General features: G+C 68.3%; 20 protein-coding genes and 6 pseudogenes. 12 read left to right on the forward strand and 14 right to left on the reverse strand.

Annotated elements, in window-relative coordinates; genetic code table 11:
* Positions 1 to 219 precede the first annotated feature (219 nt).
* A pseudogene (locus tag ACFYYH_RS18285) lies at positions 220 to 654 on the reverse strand (LysR family transcriptional regulator); the annotation flags it as partial.
* A gap of 541 nt (positions 655 to 1,195) precedes the next feature.
* Between ACFYYH_RS18285 and ACFYYH_RS18290 the strand changes: the two are divergent.
* A pseudogene (locus ACFYYH_RS18290) lies at positions 1,196 to 1,348 on the forward strand (IS630 family transposase); the annotation flags it as partial.
* 49 nt (positions 1,349 to 1,397) lie between these two features.
* On the opposite strand, the gene ACFYYH_RS18295 reads toward ACFYYH_RS18290, so the two are convergent.
* Positions 1,398 to 2,363, reverse strand: a complete 966-nt coding sequence (locus ACFYYH_RS18295) for a GNAT family N-acetyltransferase (RefSeq protein ID WP_388551774.1) — start codon at positions 2,361 to 2,363, stop codon at positions 1,398 to 1,400.
* Positions 2,364 to 2,643: 280 nt separating this feature from the next.
* On the opposite strand from ACFYYH_RS18295, the gene ACFYYH_RS18300 reads away from it, so the two are divergent.
* Together ACFYYH_RS18300 and ACFYYH_RS18305 are read left to right on the forward strand one after the other, a co-directional pair.
* Positions 2,644 to 3,081 (forward strand): transposase, encoded by a 438-nt coding sequence (locus ACFYYH_RS18300; RefSeq protein ID WP_388551776.1) that lies wholly within the window; start codon positions 2,644 to 2,646, stop codon positions 3,079 to 3,081.
* A 260-nt stretch (positions 3,082 to 3,341) separates the two neighbouring features.
* Positions 3,342 to 3,885: pseudogene (locus ACFYYH_RS18305) on the forward strand (transposase).
* 9 nt (positions 3,886 to 3,894) lie between these two features.
* Here the strand turns inward: ACFYYH_RS18305 and ACFYYH_RS18310 are convergent.
* Complete coding sequence (locus ACFYYH_RS18310) at positions 3,895 to 4,296, reverse strand: VOC family protein (protein ID WP_388551778.1); 402 nt, start codon at positions 4,294 to 4,296, stop codon at positions 3,895 to 3,897.
* A gap of 171 nt (positions 4,297 to 4,467) precedes the next feature.
* Here ACFYYH_RS18310 and ACFYYH_RS18315 point away from each other — a divergent pair.
* Positions 4,468 to 4,867, forward strand: a pseudogene (locus ACFYYH_RS18315) (transposase); the annotation flags it as partial.
* Positions 4,868 to 4,869: 2 nt separating this feature from the next.
* On the opposite strand, the gene ACFYYH_RS18320 reads toward ACFYYH_RS18315, so the two are convergent.
* Positions 4,870 to 5,466, reverse strand: coding sequence for a TetR/AcrR family transcriptional regulator (locus ACFYYH_RS18320; protein ID WP_388551780.1), 597 nt, complete (start codon positions 5,464 to 5,466; stop codon positions 4,870 to 4,872).
* Positions 5,467 to 5,587: 121 nt separating this feature from the next.
* On the opposite strand from ACFYYH_RS18320, the gene ACFYYH_RS18325 reads away from it, so the two are divergent.
* Positions 5,588 to 6,019 carry a VOC family protein gene (locus ACFYYH_RS18325; protein WP_388551782.1) on the forward strand — a complete coding sequence of 144 codons (432 nt, stop codon included), beginning with the start codon at positions 5,588 to 5,590 and terminating at the stop codon, positions 6,017 to 6,019.
* 260 nt (positions 6,020 to 6,279) lie between these two features.
* Here ACFYYH_RS18325 and ACFYYH_RS18330 read toward each other — a convergent pair.
* Positions 6,280 to 7,355: pseudogene (locus tag ACFYYH_RS18330) on the reverse strand (glycoside hydrolase family 43 protein); the annotation flags it as partial.
* Positions 7,356 to 7,610: 255 nt separating this feature from the next.
* Positions 7,611 to 8,999, reverse strand: coding sequence for a family 43 glycosylhydrolase (locus ACFYYH_RS18335; protein ID WP_388551784.1), 1,389 nt, complete (start codon positions 8,997 to 8,999; stop codon positions 7,611 to 7,613).
* Between the two features lie 126 nt (positions 9,000 to 9,125).
* On the opposite strand from ACFYYH_RS18335, the gene ACFYYH_RS18340 reads away from it, so the two are divergent.
* The 3 genes from ACFYYH_RS18340 (at position 9,126) to ACFYYH_RS18350 (ending at position 12,367) form a co-directional block, all read left to right on the forward strand.
* Entirely contained in the window at positions 9,126 to 10,880 is a 1,755-nt protein-coding gene (locus ACFYYH_RS18340) for a beta-galactosidase family protein (RefSeq protein WP_388551785.1), read from the forward strand.
* 310 nt (positions 10,881 to 11,190) lie between these two features.
* The gene (locus ACFYYH_RS18345; RefSeq protein ID WP_388551787.1) at positions 11,191 to 11,688 is read left to right on the forward strand and encodes a cupin domain-containing protein; all 498 of its coding nucleotides are present in this window, start codon (positions 11,191 to 11,193) and stop codon (positions 11,686 to 11,688) included.
* 136 nt (positions 11,689 to 11,824) lie between these two features.
* Positions 11,825 to 12,367 carry an RICIN domain-containing protein gene (locus tag ACFYYH_RS18350; RefSeq protein ID WP_388551789.1) on the forward strand — a complete coding sequence of 181 codons (543 nt, stop codon included), beginning with the start codon at positions 11,825 to 11,827 and terminating at the stop codon, positions 12,365 to 12,367.
* A 290-nt stretch (positions 12,368 to 12,657) separates the two neighbouring features.
* Here the strand turns inward: ACFYYH_RS18350 and ACFYYH_RS18355 are convergent, their stop codons facing one another.
* The 7 genes from ACFYYH_RS18355 to ACFYYH_RS18385 all read right to left on the reverse strand — a co-directional run bounded on the left by ACFYYH_RS18355 (position 12,658) and on the right by ACFYYH_RS18385 (position 22,731).
* A complete protein-coding gene (locus ACFYYH_RS18355) occupies positions 12,658 to 13,872 on the reverse strand; it encodes a cytochrome P450 (protein ID WP_388551791.1) in 1,215 nt (404 codons plus the stop codon).
* The gene (locus ACFYYH_RS18360; RefSeq protein WP_388551793.1) at positions 13,869 to 15,119 is read right to left on the reverse strand and encodes an NAD(P)-binding domain-containing protein; all 1,251 of its coding nucleotides are present in this window, start codon (positions 15,117 to 15,119) and stop codon (positions 13,869 to 13,871) included. Before ACFYYH_RS18360 ends, ACFYYH_RS18355 begins: the two co-directional genes overlap by 4 nt.
* The gene (locus tag ACFYYH_RS18365; RefSeq protein WP_388552212.1) at positions 15,116 to 16,351 is read right to left on the reverse strand and encodes an NAD(P)/FAD-dependent oxidoreductase; all 1,236 of its coding nucleotides are present in this window, start codon (positions 16,349 to 16,351) and stop codon (positions 15,116 to 15,118) included. The genes ACFYYH_RS18360 and ACFYYH_RS18365 overlap by 4 nt, the downstream gene beginning before the upstream one ends.
* Complete coding sequence (locus tag ACFYYH_RS18370; protein ID WP_388551795.1) at positions 16,318 to 16,512, reverse strand: ferredoxin; 195 nt, start codon at positions 16,510 to 16,512, stop codon at positions 16,318 to 16,320. The genes ACFYYH_RS18365 and ACFYYH_RS18370 overlap by 34 nt, the downstream gene beginning before the upstream one ends.
* A 217-nt stretch (positions 16,513 to 16,729) precedes the next feature.
* Positions 16,730 to 17,467: a TetR/AcrR family transcriptional regulator gene (locus ACFYYH_RS18375; protein ID WP_388551797.1), complete on the reverse strand. Its 738-nt coding sequence runs from the start codon at positions 17,465 to 17,467 to the stop codon at positions 16,730 to 16,732.
* Between the two features lie 307 nt (positions 17,468 to 17,774).
* Complete coding sequence (locus tag ACFYYH_RS18380; protein ID WP_388551799.1) at positions 17,775 to 21,257, reverse strand: trypsin-like peptidase domain-containing protein; 3,483 nt, start codon at positions 21,255 to 21,257, stop codon at positions 17,775 to 17,777.
* A gap of 469 nt (positions 21,258 to 21,726) precedes the next feature.
* Positions 21,727 to 22,731: a DUF5937 family protein gene (locus tag ACFYYH_RS18385; RefSeq protein ID WP_388551801.1), complete on the reverse strand. Its 1,005-nt coding sequence runs from the start codon at positions 22,729 to 22,731 to the stop codon at positions 21,727 to 21,729.
* A gap of 251 nt (positions 22,732 to 22,982) precedes the next feature.
* Here ACFYYH_RS18385 and ACFYYH_RS18390 point away from each other — a divergent pair, with 251 nt between their 5' ends.
* From ACFYYH_RS18390 to ACFYYH_RS18405, 4 genes are all read left to right on the forward strand, one after another.
* Positions 22,983 to 23,213, forward strand: coding sequence for a hypothetical protein (locus tag ACFYYH_RS18390; RefSeq protein WP_388551802.1), 231 nt, complete (start codon positions 22,983 to 22,985; stop codon positions 23,211 to 23,213).
* A 329-nt stretch (positions 23,214 to 23,542) separates the two neighbouring features.
* Positions 23,543 to 24,160 carry a peptidoglycan recognition family protein gene (locus ACFYYH_RS18395; protein ID WP_388551804.1) on the forward strand — a complete coding sequence of 206 codons (618 nt, stop codon included), beginning with the start codon at positions 23,543 to 23,545 and terminating at the stop codon, positions 24,158 to 24,160.
* Between the two features lie 120 nt (positions 24,161 to 24,280).
* Complete coding sequence (locus ACFYYH_RS18400; protein WP_388551806.1) at positions 24,281 to 24,625, forward strand: hypothetical protein; 345 nt, start codon at positions 24,281 to 24,283, stop codon at positions 24,623 to 24,625.
* A gap of 159 nt (positions 24,626 to 24,784) precedes the next feature.
* A complete protein-coding gene (locus ACFYYH_RS18405) occupies positions 24,785 to 25,234 on the forward strand; it encodes a peptidoglycan-binding protein (RefSeq protein WP_388551808.1) in 450 nt (149 codons plus the stop codon).
* Positions 25,235 to 25,363: 129 nt separating this feature from the next.
* On the opposite strand, the pseudogene ACFYYH_RS18410 reads toward ACFYYH_RS18405, so the two are convergent.
* A pseudogene (locus tag ACFYYH_RS18410) lies at positions 25,364 to 25,501 on the reverse strand (IS5/IS1182 family transposase); the annotation flags it as partial.
* Between the last annotated feature and the right edge of the window lie 5 nt (positions 25,502 to 25,506).

The following is a 25,506-nucleotide window of genomic DNA, read 5'->3' on the forward strand; positions in this document are numbered from 1 at the left end:
CACACGCCGCAGCCCTGTCCGGCGAGGGGTTACCGGGCCTTCTGCGCCTAGGGTCTTTCGTCTGGATCTGGCTGGGCCAGGGAGCGGGGTCCGGTGCCGTGGATCGCGAGGCGGAGGAGGGAGCCCACGCGGAGCTTCGGCTCCCCCCTCCGCCGACCAACACCGCGAGGCGCGGTGCCGGGGCACGCGAGCCCAGCAAGATCCAAACGAGAGGCCCTGGTCCTGGTAGTGCGTGGGCGCAGGGTGTGCGTCCGGTCCCGCGATGAGCACGTCGCCGGTGACGACCGCGAACATGCCGGCCTGGTCGTCGGTGATGACGGTCCGGCCGTCGTGCTGTGCCGCCAGAGTGACCCCGCCGAGTTCGGCGAGTGGGAAGACGTCCGGGCCCGCGGTGTTCCGGATGCCTTCGAGCGGCGTGCTCGTGGCGACCTCGACTACGGCGTCCACCACGTCCGCGGCGGCCATCGGCCGAATACGGGTGGCAGGCAGACGGACGGCGTTACTGTCGGAGGTCCAGGACAGGACCGCGTCCATGAACTCGAAGAACTGAGTGGCGCGCACGACGGAGTACGGCGTGGGCCCCTGCCGGAGCAGTTCCTCCTGGAGGGTCTTGGCCCGGTAGTAGTCGAGCTGAGGCACCTGGTCCTCGCTGACGGCTGTCTCGGCCATCAGCCGCAAACTGGGCGCCGAGGAGTTCGCCCGGTGGCTCACCTCGCGCCTGGCCGACGACCGGCACTTCGGTGATCTCACACGGGCCGACGCCCTGCGGGCGCTGGAGACCGCGCGGTCCCTCGCCGCCACGCCCGCGACCCCGCCGCCGGGACTGGAATGGCGGACCCGTCACTTCCGCCAGTGGGAGAACATGTTCGCCACGCGGACGGTCGACGGCATCCGTCTGGCCACGAGCCACCGGATCACCTACCAGCTGCTTTTCGACCCGCACTTCAAAACGCTCCGGTGGGACTACCTCAGCACGGCCGCCGCAACATCGGACACGGCGGATCGGCCGCGCCCTGGCGAAACCCGAAATTCGGTGGACGCAGCCGCCCCGGGCAGCACAGGCGGCCCCAGCGAGAACCAACGCCACGAAAAAAGCGGCCTCCCCATTCCACGAGCCCGCCTCCAGCTCAGCAGCCACAAGGCATCCAGCACCGAAGCCATCCACGAAGGAGGTGCCGCAGCCTGGCGACCGGACTGGCTCAACCACGTCGAGGCCCAGCTCACCGGCCTGCGCTACTTCGCCCTCGACGGCACCGACCGCCCCGGCCACAAAGCCCAGGGCAGCATGATGCGGCGCCACATCATCTGGCGGAACAAACACGCCGCCGACGAGTACCTACGTCAGGTCGCCCCCGCGCCAAGGTGGCGTGACCGGCGACTGCCCGAACGGCCAGTCCTCAGCCCGTGGTCTTGGTCTTGGTCTTGGTCTTGATGAGCGGCGCGTCCCGCGAGAGCTCCCGGAACCCGAGGCCGTAGTACAGCCCGCGCGCCTTGGGATGCCCCGGCGCACCGAGGCAGACGACCGTCGCATGAGTCGCCCCGGCCGCCCGCGCCAGATGCATCCCGTGCAGCACCATCGCCCTTGCCAGCCCGAGCCGCCGGTAGTCCGGATGCGTTCCGACCGGCTCGAACTCGACGGTCTTGTTCGCCTTGTCGAGCCACATGATCGTCGAGGATGCCATGGTTCCGTCCGGTGCCTCCACCAGGACGTGCAGGTCGCCGCGATAGGCCGCCGTCTGCCGGACGTCCTCGTAGCTCTGGGCCGTATACGCCGAGGGAGTCCAGGCGTTCAGATGGGCCCGGACCGCGGCCTCCGGTCCGGCCTCGTCGGCGGTGCGGAACCGGAATCCGTCCGGCAGCACCGGCTGCTCCACATCGGTGAGATCCCGCTCGTTGAGCTGGGTCCAGTCGCCGGTGTCGCCGAGCGCCTCCACGTCGCTCTCGTAGCCGTGCGCCACCCATCGCTTCAGGGCGAACTCCTCGGCGGCCGTCGGCAACGCCGTGCGTTCGAGGTCGGCCGCCACACCGTCGTACCACTCGATCACTTCGTCGACCAGTTCGGTGTGGTCGGGGTGGACCTGATAACTCAGAAAGGCGTCGGTGACGTTCGTGACCGACCCGTCATTACGCCTGACCTGGTGCGGGAGGAAGGCCCAGCCCCACGCCACCAAGTCGCCACCGGAGAACCACAGCCGACGCGGCCAGGTTGCCCCGTAGGGGGCGCGCCCCTTGCCCCAGATCCAGGCCAGCTCCCCGAACGAAGCGCCGGCGCTGATCAGGTCCGGGCGAGTGGCGGTGACGCGCTGTGCCAGACCCTGCATAAGCGGTATGTCCGCAGCCGTCAAGAGCTCGAAGTCCGTCATGGTGCGCCACTGTGCCAGGACTCCGCAAAGCCGTCGAACCGATTTCCGGGGCCGCCGACCGCGGCAGCCAGCAGCCAGCAGTGCAATGCGCGAAGCGCATCGTCGCGGCGGCCGAGCCAATGGCAGGCCGAGCAGCCGTGTTCCTCGATAGGCCGACCTACTGCGGACATCAACCAAGGCGCATCTACAGGGCGAACGTTGGCTGATGCGGCCCGAGTATCCCAAGTCGAAGGTTCATCGTTGGTCTGGTGTGAGTCGTCCTGGACCGGAGATTCCGCCGGTGGTGCTGTCCGATGCCGAGCGGGAGTTGTTGCAGTCGTGGGTGCGTCGTCGTTCGAGTGCTCAGTCGTTGGTGTTGCGGTCGCGGATCGTGCTGGAGAGCGCGGACGGTCGTGCGATCGCCGAGGTCGCGCGGCGGCTGGCGACCACGACGGACACGGTTCGCACCTGGTGTCGGCGGTTTCTGGAGCGTCGGCTCGACGGGCTGTGCGACGAGCCGCGGCCGGGTGTCCCACGGAAGATCAGCGATGCCGACGTCGAGCGGGTCATCCCGACGCCACGTAGCTACGCCGAGATCTTCCTGAACGTCGTCGCATACGTCGAGCACCCGGCAGGCGGCCACTTCGCCGCCTGGGAACAACCGTCGGCCTACACCGACGACCTACGGCGAGCAGTCAAGATCGCCAAGGAACTGCCCTCCGGTTCGGCTGACTCCTGACCTGTGAGGATCTTGGCCCTCGCGCGAGGAGGTATCAACAGCGCCCGGACGGTCTCTGGAACGTCGATCTCACCCACCCCGACCGAATTCTCGATGATCGGCAGCGGGCCGTCGTGGTCCAACCAGGCGGCCCGCTGGGTCAGCCTGGGATGGAGCCGGTCCCCTGTCTGGTGTCTGGGCGGTGGCCTTGCCTTATTGATCATTTCAGAATGAGCTTGGAGGGCTTGGCTGTGGGCTGAGTCGACGGCAAACTTCTGCGGCTGCCGGATGATCTTGTGCCTGATGACCTGTGGGACCGTGTGGCCCTGCTGCTCCCTCCTCGTCCGCCGCGTCGCCGCCGGTGTCCGGGACGGTTGCCGGTGGATGATCGGGCCGCCCTGCGCGGCATCATCTACGTACTGCGCAAGGGTGTGAGCTGGGCCGATGTGCCCACGGAGCGGATCGGCCGCAGCGGCGTGACGGCCTGGCGGCGGCTGCGGGACTGGACCAAGGCCGGCGTCTGGCCGCGTCTGCACGAGGTCCTGCCGGCAGACCTGCGCAAGGCGGGACTGCTGGAGATGGACGACGCGGCGGTCGACGGCTCACACGTCCGAGCCCTCAAAGGGGGGCTCACACCGGACCGCCGCCGGTCGACCGCGCCCGTCCGGGAAGCAAGCACCACCTGATCACCGACCGGAACGGAACACCCCTTGCCGTTTCAAACGGCTGCGGACCCGCCACGAAATACGCGCCGACCTCCACCTCGGCCTGCTCCAACTGGCCTGCGGCATCATCTGCTTGCGACGACTCCGAACGTCATTCTGAAACAATCAGTTAGGGCCACACCACCCCTTTGTCGGTCCACGTGACCCCTTTGTGGCGGCACAGGCAGAAGGGATGCCCGACCGGGTCGGTGTAGACCTGCCAGCCGTAGCCCTCGGGGTCGATGAAGTCCTTCTGCAGTGTCGCGCCGAGCTTGACGACGCGGCGCTGTTCGGGCTCGATTTCGTCCACTTCGAAGTCGAGGTGGTACTGCTTTGGGTGTTCGTCGCCGGGCCAGCGGGGAGGGCGGTAGTCCTCCACCCGCTGGAAGGCCAGGTCGACTTCGCCGAAGGTGATACCGGCCCAGTTGTCGTGGCTGTCCTCCATGATGGCGCGGCCTGTCACCTCGGAGTAGAAGGCTGCCAGCTTCATCGGGTCCGGGCAGTCGATGATGAAACCCAAGAGCTGTAGCATCAGGCTATTTTGCCACAGAGCAGGGCGTAGCAGATAGGGTGTGTTGCCTCTTGAGCGACGTCGTGTAGTCGTTGTGTCTGGGCAGGTTCCGGATTCATTCACACCCAACTCCCTTACGGCCTCACTTCATCCACCGAGAGGCGGTGAGACTCCCGTCACGTGGACATGCTCGCGAGTAGACACCGAGCGCAGAGCCGTGGTCACGACGCAGGCGAGAAGACCAACGGCCGCAAGCGACATCTCGTGGTCATACCCGCGGCCTGCCGCTGCTGGTGATGGTCACCCCGGTGGACCTGCACGACTCCGCCGCAGCGAGGGAAGTTCTCTTCCGCCTCCGCCTGATGCACCCCGAGGTCACCATCGTCCGGGCCGACCCGGTCTATGCGGGAAAGCTCGTGACCCGGGCCAAACACCATCTCAACCATGCCCTGGACTTACGAACGGCTCATCCAGCATTCCGAGACTCTGATCACCTGCCGCGATCACCCTGATGACCAGGCGCCTTACGGGGCAGCCGGCTTTCGCACCAACATCGTTGCGCCCTGCGGGCCAACTGACCGCCAGAGCTTGAGGTCAGCGCGGGCGGATTCCCTCGACCAAGGCCCTGACCACGCCTGCGACCAGGTCGGACGTGGGTTTCGTTCCCGCCAGACCGTGCCCGGCCAGGAACGCGAGCCCGTGCAGCAGTGCGAGGACGGCCATATTGACGGTGTCGGCGTCGGCCGTCGCGATGTCTCCGTCCTCGGCGCCCTGCCGCAAGAGTTCGACCGCCGGGGCGAAGGCCCGGTCGTTCGCCGCTATCAGGTGTCCGGCGTCGGGCCACGTCTTGGACGAGAGCATCAGGGTCATCAGTTCATCGTGGCGACGGGCGAAGTCGACATAGGCGCAGGCGAACGCCGTGAGCCGGCCGGTGAAGTTGCCGCCTGTGTCGGCCAGGGCCGATTCGATCCGGGCCCCGAGCTGTTCGTAACCCCGCTCCACGAGTGCGGACAGCAGCGCCTGCCTGTCCGGGAAATGCCGACGCGGGGCGCCATGGCTGACGCCCGTACGCCGGGCAACCTCACGTAGCGAAAGGCCGTCGGCCCCGGATTCCGACAGCATCGTCTGCGCCTCGGCGAGGATGGCCGCGCGAAGGTTTCCATGGTGGTACTGATTCCGGCCGGTCGGCATGGCAAGCATTCTACCAGCAATGTTGACAGCGCCTACACTGGCAATGTAGTCGTTGACTACAACGTTTTCACCGACTGCCCTGGAAGGGTGCAAGCCCCTTCCCGAACCAGGAGCCCGACCCATGACCTCGACAATCACCCCGCGCCATCATCACGTCAGCCTCTCGGTCGCGGACCTCGACCGCCAGACGATCTGGTACCAGCAGGTCCTCGGCTTCGAAACGATCATCGAGCAGTACGAAGTCCCCGAGCCGCCCGTGCGCACCGCAGTGCTGCAGACCCGCACGGGAACACGCGTCGAGCTCATCGAGCGCGCCGGCTCCACACGTACGCGCGTCTTCACCGACCCGCTGGACGCCTGCCGCGAGCAGGGCTACGGCCACTGGGCCCTGGAAGTCGATGACCTGGACGCGGCGTTCGCCGGGCTGACCGCTGCCGGAGCGCGATCCGTATGGCCGCCGGCCGACGCCGTCCAGCCCGGAGCCCGCTTCGCTTACGTCAAAGACCCGGAGGGCAACCTCATCGAGCTCATCCAGCCCCCGGCCGCCGCCTGAATCCCGAGAGCCGACGGCGACCTCATTCAAAGACTCCTCGCGTGCGGCGACGGCCGCGAACGCGTCGCGCAGGGCAGTCCTACACACGTCGCACCTGCTGCGGGAGCTCCACGACGCATGGGATGGGCGTGATCGTGTGCATCGCGGCCAGCAGATCGGCGCGGCTGCGCTGAATGATCCACGCGCCCCCCTCCTCCCCTCGGAGCCATGCCCGCGTACGCGCAGCCCTCAAGAAGCCGCGGCTACTCCCCCGGCCCACCGTAGGTGCGCAGCAGTCGGTCGTACTCGGCCCGGGTGACCGGAGTGACAGATCCGTGTCGCGGACCGGCCGGGAGCTGATAGTCGGCCGACGGAGTCCACCGGCCCGAGTTCAGGTCGGTGGACTCGAAGGGGATATATCCGCGGCCGCCGTACTCGTCGACGAACAGGTGCCATTTTTGGGATGTATTGGACTTGAAGACCGTTGGTCCCTCGCCCTGGGTAATCGTGCCCTTGCCGACGCGGTCGGCCACCAGCTCGTAGGACAGGTCGGTCAGTGAATTGGATTTCTCCATGGTGATGAACGTGGCACAGGGTGATGAGGGCGACGGGTCACGCTCGTCCTTGGTGAAACGGTAGTAAGTGGTCTTGTCCTTGATGACCGTGGAGTCGATCACCGAGTGGCCGGGATCGTTCCACACCTTCGCCTCACTGAAAGTACGGAAGTCTTTCGTCGTGGCGTACAGCATCTTGTTGTAGGTATCGAAGATGTGGTCGGGGTCGTCGTGGGCGTACATCTTCGAGGCCCAGAACACGACGTATTCGCCGCGGCTGTCGTCCCAGTACGCCTCCGGGGCCCAGACGTTGCCGGCGGACGCCGGGGCGACCTCCACCAGGCGCTGATCGGTCCAGCGGACGAGGTCCGTGGAATCCCAGATCACGATGGATCGGCTGCCATGCCTCTGAACATCGTCCCAGCCGCCACTGCTCTTTCCGTACATGCGCAGGTCAGTGGCGATGAGGTGGAACTTGTCGCCCTCAGGAGAGCGAATGACGAACGGGTCGCGCAGCCCTTTCTCGCCGAGTGTGGAGCAGAGCACTGGATTGCCGCTGTTGAGCTCGCCCCAGTGCAGGGGGTCGTTGCCCTGACTGAGGGCCATCCTTATCTGCTCGCCGTCGGGGGGCCCTCACCGGTGAAGTAGGTGAAGAGGTACCCGGCGTAGTGGGGCTTGTGGGATTCGCCCCCGTGGTGCGCCGCGGTCTGGGCACGGCGGGCGGGTGCTGTGAGTGCTCTGGAGAACACGCCGGCGGTCGAGAAGAGGGACAGAAGGGACGCGCGCGCTGGTCGTCTTGGCATGGCACGTCCTGGGCAGGTGAGATGGAATCCGCTGTATCAAGGCGTGATGGAGAGGTCCAGGCCATTCACGTCCTTCACAAAGGTGTCGGGTTCGGTCTCGTCGGGCGCGGATACGACGGCTTGGGCCGTCGTATCCGGGTCGTCGAGACGTGGGCGCGCCCGTGCCCGGTGGTCAGCTCGTCCCGAATACGGTCAGTTCATTGATCCCGCGTGCCCAGTCCGCCGTGTTCCCGTTGTGGATATTCACGATCCGCGTCACGGTGAGGCGCACATACCGGTACAGGGCGGTGTCGGTGACGCGGTGGGTCTTGAAGCCGACGATCCGGCCGAGACGACGCGGCCGCGCTGGACCGGGACGAGGGTGCCGGCCTCGGCGTCGTAGTCGACTGTCTCAAAGAGGTCGTAGGACGCATAGCCGTCATGGAAGGTGACCGGCAACATGCGCTGCTGATTGGCCGGCTCCGGGTAGCGCCACTGGGCACTCCAGCGGTTCGCCATCATCGCGTGCCGGTCGCCGACTTCGGCTATGCCGCCGGACTGGGCACCGAACGTCGCCGGGTTGCCGATCTCCCGCAACCCGGACCATGGGCCGGCCACGCTCGGCGCGGAGGCGTACTTGCCCTGGCTCGGATACCACCCGGCCGCCTCTGAGCTGAACAGGTAATAGGTGCCGCCGGCCTGGACGAGCGCCGGGGCTTCCCGGTGCTGGTCGGGGAAAAGGACGGCGCTCAGCTCTGCGACGGCCAGCCAGTCCGGGGTCAGGCGGTAGAGATTGAGGTCGGAGTTGTTGCGTGCGGCGGAGATGACGTAGCCGGTGCCGTCGGTGTCGGTGAAGAAGGTGAGGTCACGCGACTCGTGGCCCAGGGGGCGGGAATGGCCGAGGAAGGTGAAGGCTCCGCCCGGTCGGGCGACCGCGACGGCTGTCTCGGCGAGTGTGTAGTCGCTGCGGTTCTCGTAGTGTGCCCACATGACGAACTGGCCGGTGGCCGGGTTCTTGACGACGTTCACCGACTCCAGCTTGGAGTCCTGGAGTTCGGGCGTCGCATCCCGGCTGAGCACCACGGTGTTGCCCGTGAACGTGTAGCCGTCGGCGGAAGTCTCCTCCACGACCTGCGAGAATCCGTCGGCGTCGCTGCGGAAGTCGTAGCGGTAGTAGATCCCGTCCGCTTCGAGACCGGCCTTCAGACTCAGCGATGACTTCCGTGTGTTGTCGTACGAGGCGAAGGCGCCGTCCGGGGTAAAGGTGCGGCAGGTGTTGGTGCTTGAGGTGGACAAGTCGGCGCCGGAGACGTCCAGTGCCCTGATCCGGTAGGTATAGGTGCGCTCCGCGGGCAGCGCGTAGTCGTCGAGCGTCGTGCCGGGAACAGTCGCCACACGGACGGGGGCGGGGTGGCCCGCGCATGCTCGGTACACCTCGTATCTGTCCGCGCCGGTCACGGCCTGCCAGTGCACCTTGATGTTGGTGGCGCGCGTCTCGTCAGCGAGGCGGAAGGCCGTGGCGGTCGCGGCCCCGCCCGCTGGGGATTGGGCTCGCGCCCTGCCCGGGGAGGCGACGAGCGGCAGCGCACCGAGCGGCAGAGCCGCGGCGCCCATCAGGGCCTGACGTCGGGAGATGCCGGTTCCGTGGCACGGGGCAACTGCCATGAGCGTGCCTTTCTCTCATCGTGGTGGTGTAGGTGAAGGGGCGGGCGGCAGGTGCGATGTGACGCCCGCGGCCCGCCCCGGAGCTGCCTATCGGCCGTAGACGGTGGCCTCGTACAGGCCCTTCCCATGCCCGAACTGCGCATCGACTCGGAAGGATTCCGTCTCGACAACGCTCCGTTCCAGATCATCTCCGGTGGTCTGCACTACTTCCGCGTCCATCCCGGACAGTGGCGCGACCGGCTGCGCAAGGCCCGCCTGATGGGCCTCAACACCGTCGACACGTACGTCCCGTGGAACCTGCACGAGCCTACGCGCGGCGAGTTCCGCATGGACGGTGGGCTGGACCTGCCGGCGTTCCTCGAGTGCGCGCGGGACGAGGGACTGCATGTACTGCTGCGTCCCGGTCCCTACATCTGCGCCGAATGGGAGGGCGGTGGGCTGCCCTCATGGCTGCTGACCGACCCGGATCTTCCCCTACGCACCCTCGACCCCCGTTTCATGGACGCTGTCACCGACTTCTTCTCGTGGCTGCTCCCCCGGGTGAACCCGTACCTGGGCACCTGCGGAGGTCCGGTTCTCGCTGTGCAGGTCGAGAACGAGTACGGCGCCTTCGGTGACGACACCGCCTACCTCCAGGCCACGGCGCAACTGCTGCGCGACCATGGAGTCGACGTGCCGCTGTTCACCTGTGATCAGCCGGGAGACCTGGCGAACGGTGGCATCCCGGGCATCCTGAGAAGCGCCAACTTCGGCAGCAATGTCAAGGCGAACCTGGCGACCCTGCGCGGCCACCAGCCCGAAGGTCCCCTGATGTGCACGGAGTTCTGGATCGGCTGGTTCGACCGCTGGGGCGGCATCCACGTGACCCGGGACATCGAGGACGTGGCAGCGGACCTGGACGCTCTGTTGTCCGCGGGCGCAAGTGTGAACATGTACATGTTCCATGGCGGCACCAACTTCGGATTCACCAACGGCGCCAATGACAAACACACCTACCGGCCCACGGTCACCTCGTACGACTACGATGCCCCACTCGACGAGGCCGGTGACCCCACCCCCAAATACACGGCGTTCCGCGACGTCATCGCCCGCCACGCCCCGGTGCCCGACGAGCCGGTCCTCCAGGCCGAGAAGAAGCTGAACCTCCTCGACATACATCTGCCGAATCGCGCACCGCTGCTCGGTAACGCTGCCCGGCTCGGGCGGGAGGCAGTCGCGGACGAGCGCCCGCTGAGGATGGAACAGCTCGGCCAGGACTTCGGCTTCGTCCTGTACGAGACCACCCTGACCACACCGGGCCACGCACTCCTCGCCATCACCGCGTACGGCGACCGCGCTCAGGTCTTCGTCGACGGCAGGCCCGTCGGGGTCCTCGAGCGTGAGAGCCACCAGCATGTCCTGGCGTTCACTGTGGACAGAAGGGACGCCACACTTCAGGTCCTGGTCGAGAACCAGGGGCGCGTCAATTACGGCAGGGCGCTGCGTGATCCCAAGGGAATCACGGGTCCCGTCACCCTGGACGGCAACGAGCTCACCGGCTGGACCAGCCGGCCACTGCCTCTCGACTCGCTCGACGGCCTCGTCTTCGCCGCGGGACCGGACCCCGCAGGACCTGGGCCCACCTTCCACCAGGGGCACTTCCATCTCCAGGCGGCGGCCGACACCTTCCTCGATCTGACCGGCTGGACCAAGGGCGCCGCCTGGGTCAACGGCTTTCACCTCGGCCGCTACTGGTCCCGCGGCCCGCAGCGCCGCCTCTACGTCCCCGGCCCCGCCCTGCGCAAGGGCCGTAACGAACTGGTCGTCCTTGAACTGCACGCCACCGGCCGCGGCGCCGTGGACCTGCGCGACGCACCGGATCTGGGGCCGGCCGAGGAGTAAATCCGCGTTGCGGTCCGGACAGTGACGAATCCCCGGTTCACGCGACCGGGGATTCGTCGCATGTCAAGGCCGCCTCGCCCGCCCGTCCCGGCCTCAGCGGCTGTGGCCTACCGCGGAAGACGGTGAAGGCCGCTGTCGTCGCCGTTCCCCGGGCCCCGTCGCGGGCCCCGTCGCGGGACGCCACCACGGACCGTCACAGCGCCGGCCTCAGGGCGCCGAGGGAGGTCACATGAACCACAAGCCAACGCTGTGGCCTTTGACGCGCAACATGGCGTAGGTTTCGGCGCGATCAACATTTCAGGAGCAAGCGATGTCTCTCTTCATCCCCGACTTCGACGAAACCGTCGTCGTACGCGCTGCTGAGGCCGAAGTGACAGGCACGGGCAGCCCGGTGACCAACCAACTGCTCGTCGATAGCCCCGCCTCGGGTGGCGCGCTCTCCACCATGCGCGTCACCCTCGGTAGGGGCGCGAACGGTGCCCGCCCACATCACCACGGCAAGTCTGCCGAGATGTTCTATGTCCTCGACGGCACCGCCCAGCTACTGTCCGGCGATCAAGTGGTCACCGCGGAGCGCGGGGACGTGGTTGTCGTACCGCCTGGCACACAACACGCCTTCGCCGCCGCGCCCGGCGAGATCGCGGACATGCTCGTCATCATCACGCCCGGCGTGGAGCGCTTCGAGTACTTCCGCCATCTGGAGCGCATCCGCTACGGCAAGGTGTCGCCGGAGAGCCTCCTTGAGGTCCAGGATCTGTATGACTCCTATTTCGGGACCAGCGCGGTCTGGGACGCCACACGCGGATAACGGTGCTGAGGGCTGTTGAAGATCGGGACGATGGCGAACCGGGCCCTCCCAGTGTCGTAAGTGCAGCGCCCTCTGTTGGCCCTCGTGGGCTTGAGTGCCGGCGATCGTCGCAACACCCGGCCTCGGGGACGAGACGATGGCTTTCGAGATCCGCAAGATCCGTACGGGGTATGGCCGCGAGAAGCTGACCGCGGGCGGGTCGGACCGGGCGCCTGCTTCGCTGTCAGCCGGTCGGGGAGCCCGGTGGCCCCCGTCGTCCAGGCGGCCCCGGCGAGGTGTCGGCAGTTGGTCGCAGGAGTTCGAGCTGCTCGACAGCGGAAACGGATCCTTCCGTATCAAGGCACGTCACTCCGGTCAGTGCCTGACCGCCCTCGGTGGCGGCACCGCAAACGGTGTACCGATCGTTCAGGACCCGTACTGCAACCCCGGGTACTCGCCGTCCGAGTGGTACACACAGCAGATCATTCCGCCGCAGGCACCGTGCATGTGCTTCCCCACCACTTACACGATCATCAGGAACCGTTCGACCGGAAGGTGCCTCGAAGTCAACTCCTCCACCGGCCAACCTGGTGAACAGTCGGTCCTGCAGCAGTGGAACTGCATCACCTCGGGCACGGAATGGAACCGCGCGAACCAGGTGTGGTATTTCAGGCAGCTCAATATTCCGCCGATCCCCTGAGCTCAGGCAATCCCCGCACGCGCAGAACGCCCCGCAGGCGACTCGCCCGCGGGGCGTCCTTCCGACTGCCGTCGGCATCACCTGACCAGCGACACCGCCACCCACCACGTCAAGCCCAGTCCGGGGTCAGGGGGAGGAGCCGCACGATCTGAGCGAGGTCAACGATGCGGTACGCCGGCACCGGCCGGTCGCACGCGACTCGGAGGCGGCCTGGCTCACACACTGGCCCTCCCAGGATCGTCCCGCCTGTACGCGGTCCGGCCTTTGCCTGGGCTTCGTGCGGTGCCGAGTCAGCGGGTGACCATGAGCTTGCGGACGCCGTAGTTGGTGCCGGTGAAGTCCATGGGGACCTCTTCCAGCGGGGTGGCGAGCCGCAGGTTGGGGAAGCGCTGGAAGAGCTTGGGCAGGACGGTCCTGAGCTCGGCGCGGGCGACGTTCTGTCCGAGGCAGGCGTGGACGCCGTAGCCGAAGCCCATGTGGCGGACCATCGTGCGGTCGATGTCCAGGGTGTCAGGGTCCTGGAAGACGCGGGGGTCGCGGTTGGCGGCGTTCATCGCGACCACGACCAGGTCGCCCTTCTTGATCTGGGCGCCGGCGAGTTCCAGGTCTTCCTTGGCCACTCGGCCCAGGCCGAACTGGACGATGGTCAGGTAGCGCATCAGCTCCTCGACCGTGGTGCCGATCTTCTCGGGGTGTTCCGACAACTCCTTGCGCTGCTCGTGGTGGGTGAGCAGGGTGAGGGTGGACAGGCCCATCATGGCGGCCGTGGTGTCGTGTCCGGCGAAGAGCAGCAGGACGCCGAGTCCGATGAGCTGCCGTTCGCTCAGCACGGCGTCCTCACCGTCGGTCTTGTTGATGAGTTCGGCGAGGATGCCGTCGGTGGCCTGGGTGCGGCGCTTCTCGGCGACCAGGTTGGTGATGTACTTGATCAGCCAGTGGGCGCCCTTGTCGCGTTCCTCCCGGCTCTTGCCCATGTCCATCATGTCCACGGTGGCCTCGTGGAAGCCGTCGCGGTCCTCGTAGGGGACGCCGAGCAGCTCGCAGATCACCAGGCAGGGAATGGGCAGCGCCATGGCCTGGACGAAGTCGAAGGTCTCCGGGCCGGCGGCGATGGCGTCCAGGTGCTCGTCAACGACCCGGTCGAGGTAGGGCTGGAGCTTGTTCTGTACGGCCTTGGGGGTGAAGCGGGCGGTGAGCAGCCGGCGGTATGCGCCGTGTTCGGGCTCGTCCATCATCACGAATCCCGCGTCGAACGGCGCGGCCTCGTCGGCCTCGTCGATCTCGCCCTCGGGGGTGTCGTGGCGCGGACGCCTCGCGCTCAGGCGCGGGTCGCTGAAGACCTGGCTGCCTTCCTCGAAGCGGGTGACGAGCCAGCCGGCCGAGCCGTTGGGGAAGCGGACCTTGACGATCGGCTGGTCCTCCCGCAGCCGGGTGTACGCCGCCGGCGGGTCGAGGGGGTGGCGGGGATCGCGGGTGACGGGCTGGTTGACGAGGGTCTCGGTCATTTCCGCTCCTGCGTGGTGGGGGGATGGGCGGCGGTGTGCGCGTCGATGGCGGCGGTGACTCCTGCCTGGGTGGCGGTGGCCTTGCACCAGCCGGTGTAGACGGCCAGGTGCAGCACGGCCTCACGGAGCTCGTCGGCGGTCAGCTCGCCGTTGACCAGGCCGCCGTTGGCGATGATCTGGATGAGTTCCGGGCGGCCGACGGTGGCGGCGACGCCGAGGGTAAGCAGCCGGCGGTCGCGTACGGAAAGACCCCCGCGGCCCCAGACCTGGGCGAAGAGGTAGTCGACGGTCCCGGTGGTGAAGGGGTCACTGCTGCCCTGGACCGCGGTGCTGAAGCCGGGGCCGTAGACCTGGTCCATCATCTCCAGGCCGTACTGGTGCAGATCGCGCTCGTCCGGAGATGGTTCGTCGCCGAGTTCCAGGGTCTGGCGGGCCCGGGTGCGGACCACATCCACCAGGGGGACGTCGACGGCGAGAGTCGTGGCCAGGTCCCGGGCAGCGTCGAGATCCTTGGTCATCAGGGGCTCGATCTGCCGGCTCACGGGCTCGGGCAGGGTGCCGTCGGGGCCGTGCATGCGCAGCAATTGCAGCAGGGTGCGGCCCTCGGGGTCCGCGGTGTCGATGACCTCGGAGAGCCGGGCCGGATCCACGCCTGCGGCGCGGGCCAGCGCGGTGGCCTCGGCGACGGTACGCCAGCTCCCGTACGTGATGACATTGCGGGCGATCTTGGTGGCCATGCCGGCCCCGGGCGGGCCGCAGTGCACGACCTTCTTGGCCCAGTCGTCCAGGACGGGCAGCGCCGCGTCGACGGTGGCTCGCTCTCCTCCGACGATGGCGACCATGCCGTTCTCGGCGGCCTTGTCGCCCGGCGTCACCCCGCAGTCGAGGAACCCCACGCCGCGCGCGGCACACAGGCCGGCCAGCTCGTGGACGACCGGCAGGGCGACGGTGGCGAGCAGGACGATGGTCAGCCGCGGGTGCGCGGCGGACAGCAGTCCCTTCTCGCCGCCGATCACCTCGCGTGCCTGGTCGGCGTTGACCACGGCGACCATCACGACGTCGCCGGCCTCGGCCACCTGGGCGGGAGAGGCCAGCGGATCGGGGACGCCGGCCAGGTCCGCCGAGGCGTCCGGCCGGATGTCGTACACCGCGGGGACGCGTCCGCTGCGGGCCAGGCTGACGGCCACCCCGCCGCCGATCATGCCCAGGCCGACGACGCCGGCCCGGAGAGTGTGTTTGTCGGTCATGCCGCGCTCCTCGCGGTGAAGGGGGCCGCTTCGGCCACTGGAGAGCGGTAGCCCCGCAGGGCCCGCATCATGTTGACGCCCACCGCCGCGCAGACCCGGCCGTCCTTGCCATACAGTGCGACCAGCTTGCGCTCCGCCGGGCCGCCCTCGACGATCCGCACCTCGTCGGCACCCCGGGTACGGCCCCAGATCTGGATCCTGAGGTCGTACTGGTCCGACCAGACGTAGGGGACGGACTCGAACGGGCGTGCCTGCTGCGGGCCGGCCAGTACGTTGCGGGCGACGGCCAGTCCCTGCTCGGCGGCGTTCGTACGGTGCTCGACGCGCATCCGCTCACCGGTGAGCGGATGCGGCCACGAGGCGACGTCACCGGCCGCCCAGACCCCGGCGCCGGCGTACAGCGTGGCGTCGCACGTCACCCCGTTGCCGACAGGGACACCGCTGCCGGTGAGCCACTCCGTGTTGGGCTGCGCGCCGATGCCGACCAGGACGGCTTCCGCCTCGATGACGCGGCCGTCGGCGAGAAGGACACCGGTGGCACGCCCGCCTGCTGTGCGTACCCGGTCGACCGGAACGCCGGTCTCGATCCGGACTCCGTGCTCGGCGTGGACCGTCCGCAGCATGGCTCCCAGCTCGTCGCCGAGCACGTCGCCCATGGGCTCGGCGGTGTCGGTGACGAGGGTGACCTCGCAGCCCAGACCGCGCGCCACGGCAGCGGCCTCGGCGCCGACGAAACCGCCGCCGACCACGACAAGGTGCGGCTTGTCGGCCAAGTCCTCGCGCAGGGCGACAGCGTCCTCCAGGGTGCGCAGGACGTGCACCCCACGGATCCCGTCGGTGCCGGACAGGCGGCGGGCCCGGGTGCCGGTGGCGACCACCAGGGCGTCGTAGCCGACGAGACTGCCGTCTGCCAGGGCGATCTCCCGCTCCTGGGTGTCGAGCGCGACGGCCGGCGAGCCCAGACGGAGCTGAAGGCCGAGGGCTTCGATGCCGTCGGCACCGCGCAGTTGGAGCCGGTCGGTGTCCCACGCTCCGGACAGCAGCTGCTTCGACAGCGGGGGCCGGTCGTAGGGCAGGTGCGTCTCCTCTCCGATGAGCGTCAGCAGGCCGCTGTAGCCCTGGCGGCGCAGGCCCTCCACGACGCTCAGGCCGGCCGCGGAGGCACCGACGACGGCGATCCGGGACGGGCGCGCGCTGGTCACCGCCGCACCTGGATGGCGGCAGCCGGGCAGACGGCCGCCGCCTGAGCCACGCTCTCGGACTGGCCGACGGGCGGATTGCCGTCGAGCAGGACCACGATGCCGTCCTCGTCCCGCTGGTCGAAGACGTCCGGAGCGACCAGCACGCACTGGCCGGCACCGCAACATTTGTCGAAGTCGATGGAAATCTGCATGGGGGATGCACCTCCGTCAAGCCCCTCCGGGGGCGACGCGGGTCAGACACCATAGGTGGTTGCTCTAGGCACCTAACTAAGTTCAGTGCCGACTGTACCCCTGGGCGGGGAGTGCGGCAACCAGCTGCTTTGAGCCAGGTGTTGAAGTGGCGAAGGGAGCGTGAGCGGATCGGAATCTGCTCATCCGCGCATGGCGGACGGGGCGCCGGCGCTGTCTTTACGGCTGCGGTTCGCCCTGCTCCGGATCGGTTCGCAAGTCACGGATACGACGGGACGCCTCGGTCTGCGCGTCGGCACCGGGGAAGAGAGGCGAGGCGCCGGGAACGGCCGAGACGAGCACATCCACCAGCCCGTCCGCCATGTGCAGGACCAGCGTCTCCGACGACTCGTCCCGGTACAGGCTGTGGTGCAGCGCCACCATGCCGTGCATCCCGGCCCAGAGCGTCTGCGCCGCCTGCTCCACCGGCAGAGACAGCGCGTATCCGGCCTCCCGGCACCCGTTCAGCCCTGCTCGGAGGCTGGCGGAGACATGGCGTGCGGGATGACCGCTGATCCGCGACGGCTCCACCGTCGGCTGGCGCACTTCGAACATCAACCGGTAGTGGCCGGGGTTACCCAGCCCGAACAGGCAGTACGCGTGTGTCTGCGCCCGCAGTCTGCCGCGCGGATCCGCCGCGTCACCGGCCTTCTCGGCCGCGGCCATCCGTGCGACGAGCTCGTCGTACCTGTCCGCCAGAGCCGCCCACACCAACTCGGTCTTGTCAGTGAAATGAAGGTAGATGCTGGGCGCGGAGATCCCGACCTCCTTGGCGACCGCACGCATGGTCAACCGGTCCGAACTGCCCCACTCCCCCAGCAGCCGCTGAACGGCGACCACGATCTCCCCGCGCCGGGAGGAACCCTGACCACGCTCCGGCCCGTTCCGCGCCTCGCCGCTCACCGGCCGTACCGCCATCAGGTGCCCTTTCCCTTTGGCTCCAGGTTAACCAGACGGCCGGGCCGGGCCGACGCCGGAGCGATCGGCGGGAGGCTTTGATGCGCTCCACCCGCATCCGTCACCGGGCCAGGTCACCGGGCAGGTCGCTCCGGGCCGTCAGGGTCCGGGGGGTGGTCCGGCCCGAGGACCTGCGTCACTGCTCCAGGACCGCGACCAGCGGGTCCACCGCGCCGGGTGCGTTCCCCGCCCCGGCCGGGTCGCCTGCCTCCCCGATCCGCCGGGTGAGGCTGTCGCGGGTCGTCATCCTTGATGTCGTCGATGTCATTCATGGACACAACCGCCCCTCGTAGGCGCCTGGTGGCAGGTCTTTCTCGGTAGCCTGGGGCAGTTGCTCGTCGCCGAGGATGTGGCACAGGTCCGCCATCCATTCCTTGGCTTGGCGACGCTCTTCCGGTTCCTTGTCGGCATCGGGGGCGGGAGGCGGTGAGGTGGTGAAGTCCTCTGCCTCCTCGGGGAGACGTCCTGTCGGGTCGTTGCTGTGGGGACCGACCAATGCGATGAGACCCCGGGCATGGAGGGCCAGGGACGCGTCGCCCTCCATGCCGAGGAGATCGACGGTGTCCCAGATGGGGGCAACGGAGATGGTGTCTGCCTTGGCTCCCCGCACTGGGGTGAGCTGGACCAGTCCCTCGCTCTGCTCGTAGAGGAGTGTCGGGGGGTCTTGGTCGCCGATCGTGATGTGGTCCGGAGAGTGATCGGCTGTAAACTGGTCGTGCCATTCGACGTCCCCGCTCGACAACTCGTAGACGGTCGCGTCGATATCCGTACCGTCCGAGCCGTCCGAGCTGTCCGGACGCGTGTACTCGACAACAGCCAACCTGCTGAGGTCCGGGCTCACGTCGAATCGCAGTCCGTTCCGCGTGTCGACGTCGGTGTACTGGAACGTGTGGGTCTTCCGCGGCTTCAGGGACACCCCGTCGAGGTCCCACAGCGCAATGGAGTACTTCCACACGCGCTCGGATTCCGAGGACGGAGAAGGTGTGGACGAGCTGGACCAGGTAACCGCGCCGTCACCTCTCAGGCCCAGCAGCACATCGGCCGGGAACGGCACTCCTTTCTGGAAATCGCCGTCGACCGCGTTCCACACATACAGATCGCCGTCGTCGTTCTCCCCGACTAGCCGCTTCCCCGCGGGGTCGACAGCCAGCCGCTGATAGCTCGGTTGGAAGAACCTCACGTCGGGCACGTCCATCGGTCTGGTCTTGCCGGTCCTCACGTCGTAGAGATAGACGCCGGGGTCCGGTTCTTCCCCCGCGAGCGACGACCGGGCCGACGCGGCAGTGAACGCCACCAGCGAGCCGTCGGAACTGACGCCGTTGACGTTGCCACTGCGGCCGGTGGACCGATGGCTGAAGCCCGAGCCGTCGTACTGCCAGACGGCCCCCTTGCCGTCGCCCTTCTGGGAGGCGATCACCTCCCCCTGGCGGGCTATGGAGGAGGACGGTTCCCACCCGTCGATCAGGTTGTTCCAGCCTTCCTGGTAGTTGGGGACGAGCAGATCGGCGAAGGCGTAGCGCTCGTGCATCTGGCCGAGCAGGGCGCGGGTGCGCGGGGTGTCCTGCGTCCGGTACGCGCGCATGGCCAGCAACAGTGCTGTGTACCGGTTGCCGCTGATGTCGTCCGCCTCGGTGGCCGCCTGCCGCCACAGCTCACGTGAAGCGTTCTCGGACAGTTGTGGCGAGGGGTCGGCGCCCCAGCCCGTCATGACCAAAACGGCGGTGCCCGTGACGAGGAAGGCCGTGACTGCGGCGGCGAGTCCCAGGCGGCGGCGTCCCGCGCGGCTGCTCGCGTTGATGAACTCGGTTTCGGCGGAACTGAGTTCGCTGGGACGGCGGCGTTGCCAGCGGTAGGCGTCGCGCAGGTCGGCGCCGCGCAGCAGGCGGCGCCGGGAACGCCGGGTGCGCTCCCAGTGGGCGGCCCGTCGGCGCAGATCCTCCTGCCACGCACGGAACTCGTGGTCGGCCGTGACGAATTCCCGCAGCCGTGTCCACTGAGTCAGCAGCGTCTCGTGTGCAAGCTCGACGGTTTCCTCGGGTGGTCCGTCGTCGGGCAGGTGGTCCTCGCCGGGCACGACCAGGCGGGTGGTCATCAGCCGCTGGGCGATCCGCCACCGAGCGGGGTGCAGTTCGGAGCGGCGCACGGTGCGGCGCGCGGGTGCGGCGCGGCCGTCGGCGGGATGGACGAGCTGAGTCAGCAGCGCCCTGGCCTCCTGCTGCTCGTCCCCGGTGAGCCCGGCAGTCCATACCTGTTCGGCGTAGTTGGCCAGCGAGTCGTCGACCCGGCCCAGGGATTCGTAGGCGGTGTGCCCGATGACGCCGCGCTGCTGGCGCTCCCACAGCCGGGTGAGGGTGAACTGCAAGAGCGGCAGCCGCCCAGGATCGTGTCCGATGTCCCCCAGGATCCGGTCGACGAGCCCCGGCTCGTAAGAGACTCCGGTCCCCTCCAGGGGGCGGATGATCGCGGCGCGGAGCTCCGTGTCGGACATCGCGCCCAGGGTGAACAGGCGATCGCCGGCCAGCAGCGGGGCCAGTCCCTGGTGGTCGAGCGCGGCAGTGAGGAAGTCGGCGCGCAGACCGAGCAGGACCTGGAGCCGGGATCCGGGCTCCAGGCAGTGCTTCAGGGCATCGGCGAAGGGGACGAGGTCGGCCTGTGCGGCGCCGACGAGCGCCTCCTCGAACTGGTCGGCCACCACCAGCAGCTTGTCCTTGCCCTGCCGGGTGAGGAGCCGGTCGACGACGGCGGGCATCTCCCCTGTACGCAAAAGGCGTTCCAGCCGCGGGCGTTCTTCCAGCCGGGCGGTCTCGGTGAGGTCGGGTTCGAGAAGGGGCAGCAGCGTGTGGGCGAGGGTGGTGAGCGGGCTCGGGCCGGGTCGCCCAGGGCGGAGGACCACCGTCTGCGGGTGCGGTCCGCCGTAGGTGTTCTCGCGCAACAGCGGCAGTACGCCGGCGAACAGCAGCGAGCTCTTGCCACTGCCGGACGGGCCGACCAGGCAGGTCGCCGGTGCGTAGCCGAGCCGGTCGACAATGCGGTGCGCGGGATCCTTCCGGCCGTGAAAGAGCACGGCATCGCGTTCGTGGAAGTGGTCCAGGGCTCGGAACGGGCTCGCGCCGAGGGATGCTTCCCCCAACGCCGGCCAGCTTTCGCGCAGTGTCCCGGTGGGAATGAGATACGCAGTCCGAATACCGGTCCCGCGATCGGCGGCCACGACCATGCCGATCACGCCGCCGCCGTCGGTATCCCAGACCGGTGCGCCCGAGAAGCCCAGTTGAACGCGGTGCTGGGCGGCGGGATCAGTGTCGTACTGGAACCAGTCAGCACCTTGGCGGCCCCGGAGCCACCCGACGCTCCACACACCATCGTCGTAACCAGCCGGGAAGCCGAAGGTACGCACTCGGCGGTCGGGGCCCGCCACGTCGTCCACCAGGCGTGCCACCGGAGCCTTCGCGGGAGGCTCGGAAAGCAGACGCAGGACGGCGACATCCCCCGACCTGTCGGCTCGCATCGGAGCCCAGGCCCCGACCCGCGCCTCGACTTCCCGACCCGGGCGAGCCAACGGAAAATCCAGCTGTAATCGCCCGCTGGGTATCTCCTCCGCATCGGGCGGTACGCCGAGGGCATTGGCCACGACGTGCGCACAGGTGAGCACGTCATACCGTCCGGCGAGAAACCCGGCCCCCACCGGCCGGCCATTGCTGTCCAGGATCCGGGCGACGGCGGCATCCCCCGGAGCGGTACTGTCGAAATCCATTTATTCCTCTTCGCGTTCATGCGCGGAAACAGAAGAAATCCTACGCGGCAGTCACTGGGTGCTCAGCGAAGCCGCCGTCCCGCGATGCGGATACCGACGACTCCGGACGCAACCCTGCTCCCCGGCGAGATAGTTGCGGGGGCGGCGTTCGTAGCGGTGGTTGAGTCTGCGGTAGCCGGTCAGCCAGGGGCACACGCGGCCCCTGAGACGCTGGTCTGGGCCCGTAGTCGACGCCGTCGACCGGCCGCACATGGTCCGGCGCACGCACCCGCACCCGGTATGCCCGCTACAGCGTGAACGCATGGCGGATGCTCGCCCCCGAGGTCCACTCGGCGCCGAAGTCCACCAAGCACCACGGCCGCGCCCGGGTCGTCATCGGCGGCTCCGCCCGCGAGACCCAGGTGCCGCCGCTGACAGAACCGGCTCGGACGCAGACCTCCTTCCACTGCCGGCAGCCTCAGCGAATGAGTCAGCGATTTCCCGCCGCTCGGTCGGCTTCCTCGAGCAGGGCCGCCCCGAGGGGGGTGAGGGTGTGGAGGACGGTGTTGGCGTGACGGTTGCTGGTGATCAGTCCGGCGTCACGCAGCGCGGTGGTGTGGTGCGTGGCCGTTCCCGCGGAGACTCCGGCGTACCGCGCTGCTCCCGTGGTGGTGGCCCCGGTCGCGGTGGACCGCAGGATGGTCGCACGGGTGCGGCCGAGAAGGGCGTGGAGGGGCGGTGTGGAACGCTTGTCGTTGGCGTCGTGCGGTGTCACCGAGGCGTGGTGGAGGGGGTACATGAGGACGGGAGGCAGGCCGGGATCGGCCAGCGAGATGGGGTCGTTCCAACAGAAGTAGGAAGGAATGAGGAGCAGTCCGCGCCCGTTGAGATGGACATCGCGCTCATCTCCGTAGTAGTCGACTTCCAGGACGGGATGGCGCCAGCGGATGGTTGGCGTCAAGTTGTTCAGCATGCCTTCGACCCCGGTGTCGAGCAGAGACCGGGCGTGGCGGATCCGCTCGGCCTCAAGGCGCTTGTGGATGTCCTCCTCGTGGGGTGCGATGACCGCCCGGTGATAGGCGCCCAGCACCTCGACGAGCTGGTTGCGTATCTCGCCCTCGGCGAGTCGAGGCGCCCAGGCCGGGATTCCGTTGACCCGGGCGAGCATGGCGATTTCCTGGTCCACCTGTCGCCGTGGAGTTGACAAGATGGCATCCAGGCCGGCGCCGAGCCCTTCGGTGCCCTGCATGGGCGTGAGGAAGTCCGGAAAATAGCTCGCGCGGGGAAAGAGCGGCAGCAAAAAGGTCTTCACGGCACTGTGCAACCCGGACTCTTGAAGCTCGGCGCGTGCGATGCGATACCAATGCACGTAGGCCCATCTGCCCCGCCGGGTCTGGAATCTGTGCAGGCTGGATGCGATTTCCCATAACGGATGCGATGCGGCCGCCACCCGGGTTCTCATTAGATCTTCGGCCGTGAAGTGGAAACGGAGCATCCACTTTCCCCAGTTCGCTCATCTGCGACTTTTCATGCGTTTCGAATAAGCATGACAGGTATACCCGTGGCCGGGAACATGGATTCATGCCAGCCGGGGCCAACCGGCCGGAAAGCGACACGGGCGGACACCGGTATCACCGAGGGATCGTCGGCTCGGCCTTCCGAGGCAGCAACTTCGCCGTCCCGCCGCAGCGGCTGCCCAGCAGTGCCCGCTGCGGGCCTCGACAGACGATCAGGAGGGAGAGACGCATGTCTCACGCCGACCCGGACTGGTGGAGCGGTTCCATTGCGTGTTCGTGGGCTGACACCCAGAACGCCCGGTCGGCCTACAACCTTGGCACATCCTCCTCGTTCGGGGGCGTCGCCTTCTACTCGGGCGCCAACTACACCGGATATCTGGGCTGCATTACCCAGAACGGTGGCTGGGACAGCGACTTCAACGTCCGGATCCGCTCCCACCGCTGGGTTTCATCCTGCTGACAGTCCGGCGGTGCTCGGGCTCCTCGGACGCGTGACGGAGGAGAGCCGGGCCGGCACGGCCGCACAGGGGTCGGGCGTGCGGGCACCCGTCCTGCCTCGTCACAGCGACGGACGACCTCAGTTCACAACGACAGAACAGGACCGGGCACACCATGGGACGTTCGGAACTCCCCGTTTCCCGCGCTGCGGGACAGGCCCTTTCGCCGCCCCGCAGAAGCGTTCTCCTGGGGGCGCTCGGCGCCGCCGCGTTGGGCGCCTTGCCCCACCCGGCCGCGGCGGCGGCCGCGCCCCCCGCCGCACCAGCCGCACCAGCCGGGCCAGCCGCACCCGTGGCCTACCCGCTGCTGACCCGCGCCGACTGGGGTGCGGACGAGTCACTGCGGTTCGCCACCGATGGAGCCGAACTCTGGCCGCCGGAGTACTCCTCCCTCCAGACCCTGACCGTTCACCACACCGCGGACGGGAGCAGCGACCCGGACCCAGCCGCGCGGGTCCGCTCGATCTACCGCAACGACACCGTCGCCAAGGGCTACGGGGACATCGGCTACCAGTACCTGATCGACGAGAACGGCCAGGTGTACGAAGGGCGCTGGTCCGGCACCGACGGCACGGTCGCACACGACGGCGCAGGGCGGCTCGTCACGGGTGCGCACATCGCGGGCTACAACACCGGCAACGTGGGGATAGCCCTGCTCGGCACGCTCACCGCGACGCCCGCGTCGGCCGCCGCTCGCGCCGGCCTGGTCCAACTGCTGGCCGAACTCGCGGCTCGGCACTCGATCGACCCGCTGGCCGACGTGGTCTACCGCAATCCGATCAACGGGCTCAGCCGGACCGTCCCGGCCATCAGCGGACACCGTGACTGGGCGGCGACCCTGTGCCCCGGAACGCCACACGCCGAACTGCCGGGGCTGCGCAGAGAGATCGACCGGCTGATCAACAGCTGACCGGGACAGAGGACGGGAGATCCGGCTCCGTCCACTCCAGAGCCGTCCACCGCGTCACGACAGGACAACCACCAAGTGCTCCGTACCGGAGCCCTCACGACAGACAGGGGAAAAGGAAACATGCACAAGATCACGACGGCAGCCGCGGGGTTGTGCCTCGCCGTGGTGGCTGGACTCGCCATGGCGCCCAGCGCCAACGCGGCGACGCCCTGCCCGACCGGAGCACTCTGCATCCGCGAAACGAACGGCACCATCCTGGACAGGAACATCTTCTACAGCTACGGCTACCACAACCTGTCGAACGTCATCGGCAAGCGTGTGCTGGTCCACAACCAGACCGGCGGCGCCGGCTTCCGGGTCTGTCTCGGATACAACGGCACCAACTGCGGCAACGTGCTCCGCTGGACGGGCGAATCCGCACCGTACGACATGACGCCGATCAACTCCGTGGTCCTCGTGCGGTAACCAACACCACAGGAGAGCCGCCGCCATCGCGGCACCACACGTGGCGGGCTTGGAACGTGCCGGAACGTCACGCGCTACGGAGCAGGAATCTCAAGAGGCCTGCAGTGGCCGGTCAGGACCAGGCCGACGGCGGCCACATTCAACAGGGAAGAGAGAAAAATGCGATCTGCTTTGACGAGGACGCTGGTCAGCGTTACCGCCATCGTCGGGATCACGGCTGGGAGCCTGGCGGGGGCAAGCGCGAGCTTCGCGGCACCCCAGCCGGCCGCCACATCCGTGGTGAGCACCCAGGACGTCTCCGTCCTCGCGGTGAACAACCTCGGCCTGAACACAGCGCGGGCCAAGAACTGGCAGTGCTGGCTGCGCGACACGGGTTACAACCCCGGCACGATCGACGGGGAGCTGGGCACCAACAGCTGGAAGGCGGCGCAGCGTAAGTTCAACGACCTGGGCCTCAACGCCGGTACCGTCGACGGAGAGGTCGGACCCAACACGATCCGGGCGCTCCAGCGCTACCTGAACATCTTCGACTACGGGCTGGAGGTCGACGGGGACGCCGGATCTCTGACCAGAGACGCGTTCTGGGACTTCAACGCCATCGGCTGCTGAGCCGGGCGCGACAACCCCGGGTGCCGGAGCGGCGATGCCCCGGATCCCGAGGAGATGTCGTCGGTCAATTCAGGGGCCCGCGTGACGGCGGTCCCCAAGACCCGACTGTGGTCTTGGGGACCGCCGTTTCCCCAGCCCGTCGCAGGCCAAGTGGATTTTGCTGGTCAGGCCGCCCCGGGACCGTCCGAGTCCGGGGCGGCGGAGCCCCTCTTTCGGCCCGGCGGCGTGCTGGTGGGCCCGGACGACCGTGGAGTCCACCGACACCAGCCAGT

It is taken from the genome of Streptomyces sp. NPDC002018, assembly GCF_042890865.1.
Classification (GTDB): domain Bacteria; phylum Actinomycetota; class Actinomycetes; order Streptomycetales; family Streptomycetaceae; genus Streptomyces.